At 56.8% G+C, this 433-nt stretch carries 1 protein-coding gene; it reads left to right on the top strand.

Features of this window, described 5'->3' with window-relative positions:
• Positions 1 to 11: 11 nt before the first annotated feature.
• Positions 12 to 188, top strand: a complete 177-nt coding sequence (locus ACWGS9_RS35395) for a substrate-binding domain-containing protein (RefSeq protein ID WP_454509502.1) — start codon at positions 12 to 14, stop codon at positions 186 to 188.
• Positions 189 to 433: the final 245 nt, after the last annotated feature.

The raw sequence follows: 433 nt of genomic DNA, 5'->3' as shown, positions 1-433 counted from the left end.
ACGATCTCACGATCGCTGCTGCAATCAATCCTTCACTGACAACCGTAAGGGTCGACCGAGTAGGTCTTGGAAGAAAGGCTGCAGAACTCATCGTAAGCCGGCTCAAAGGCAACTCGTTTTCACCGCAAGTCGTGGACGTAGGATTTCAATTGGTAGAGCGGGGTAGTACACGGCGTTCACTTCCTTAGCGCCTCCCGCACCGCGACATCGAGCGCCTCGGGGAGGAGACCGGTAATTTCTCTGGGGTCGAACACGGGTTGTTAGGCTTGAGCCGTCCATCAGCATCGTTTTGTTCGGAGACAAAGAGACGGCGGTGGAATGGACGATCACCATCGAGGGCAGGAACGAATTTGGCGACAGCTGCCGGAAGGAGGTCCGCATCGACAAGAGCTGGGAGCGCCTGTTCGACGGCGACATCGGACTGTCCATCGAC

It is taken from the genome of Mesorhizobium sp. Arg314 (assembly GCF_053714275.1).
The sequence above is the reverse complement of the archived record's forward strand: the minus strand, read 5'-3'. Positions and strand labels throughout refer to the sequence as shown.